This is a genomic window from Paraburkholderia sp. CNPSo 3281 (assembly GCF_024206515.1).
GTDB lineage: Bacteria > Pseudomonadota > Gammaproteobacteria > Burkholderiales > Burkholderiaceae > Paraburkholderia > Paraburkholderia nodosa.
In genome coordinates, this window is record NZ_JAMBPS010000138.1 from 1 (window position 1) to 1,558 (window position 1,558).

The 1,558-nt window shown below is 57.7% G+C and carries 1 protein-coding gene; it reads left to right on the forward strand.

From position 1 onward, the window contains the following. Nucleotides 1-528 precede the first annotated feature (528 nt). Entirely contained in the window at nt 529-1,020 is a 492-nt protein-coding gene (locus M3I56_RS40490; protein WP_254358647.1) for a type II 3-dehydroquinate dehydratase, read from the forward strand. Nucleotides 1,021-1,558 lie beyond the last annotated feature (538 nt).

Sequence of the window (1,558 nt, forward strand, 5' to 3'; positions counted from 1 at the left end):
ACGCGTTCCCCGACAACCGCATCCTCGGAGCTGCCACGCTCGATCGGCTACGGCATGGCGCCTACCGTGTCGTCATTGAGGGTGAGAGCTTCCGCAAGCCGAAACCGATGCCCGAGAACGGCGAAAACGCGGTTGCAAAATCAGGCAAAAAAACGCATTCTTGAGTCCCTTCGAAATCGCGTTTCGGGGCCATTCCAAGTGGCCTCATTACGCCGATCATCCCCGGCTCGATTACGCCGATCCGTGACAGTAGCAGGGCAGCGCTTTGAAGTTGCCGACTGATGGGACCATGGTCCTATCGTTAATGCATTGCGCTCAGCCTAATTTTCATCGAGCTGTTTTCACAATGTGAGCAGTCCCACTATCTCGCTATGGAATCATCTTGGCCATTCCGGCCGTTCGTGCCTCGCCAATGCAGTCGTTTCGCGATGACAGCTTTCGCGCGGTCTCGTCTAGAATTGTCTAACAACGCTTAAACGGCCCATCGCGTCCAGGACACCTTACCGAACGAAAGAAGGAACAGTCACCATGTGGCGAATTCTACTGATTCAGGGCGCGAACATGATTCACTTGGGCAAGCGTGAACCGGAGATATACGGCAAAACGACGGCGAGCGAGCTTGACGCCATGCTCCACCAGCACGCGCGCTCGAAGGGTTACGAGCTGGAGATCTTCTACACCAACGTCGAGGGAGAGGCGATCAATCGCATCTATCGAGCCGTTGATGATGGTGTCGGCGGCCTCGTCATGAATCCCGCGGGTTTCAATTATGCGGGCTATGCGCTGCGAGATTGCATAAAGGGCGCAGCGCTACCCTACGTGGAAGTACACATGACGAATGTCGAAGCACGGGGAATCAAGTGCGTGATCGCCAAAATCGCAGATGGCGTGATCTTCGGTCTTGGCGTTCATAGCTATGTGCTTGGATTGGAAGCGATGCTTTATTTGCTCTCGAATTTACCCACGGGCGCGCTCAAGATGCACGGTGGCCAATCCGGCGATATGGTCGGACGGGAGTGAGCACACCTTCTATATAGGCCGACTTCTTGTCCGTGACTGGCCATACCGAACGAATGCTCGACCTTTGAACCCGTCGTCGTAGGGGCTGCGGGCCAGTGGCGTGCACGATGTGCTCCCGAAGGGGTGAGACCGCACGGTCTCAAGCCGTGCTCGTCGTCTCAATCGCTCCGAGGGCTGCCCGCAGATGTGCGCCCTCGGATGCGGGGTCTCCTTCAGGTGGCTGTGTTCGCGCTCGAACGGCAACTTTGCGGCGACGGGATCCAGTTGACGCATGTCTCTTCATGGCCGGTGGATAGGGGTAGGAAACGGCGATCGCCGTCCCCTCCCTCCGAACCCGGTGTGCGGTTTTCCCGCGACGGGCTCTCCAGTCAGTTGTTTCCACATCGGGATTGGCGCGCCAATCGAAGGGCCTCAGACATCGTGAACAGCCCAAGATCAGCGAAGAAGGCATTTGGCCATCGGGTGTGATCGCGAAGGCATCGACCCTGACCCGGACGGTGAAGCTGTCGACGCAGGATCGCTCGTAGGCGGCGACGAA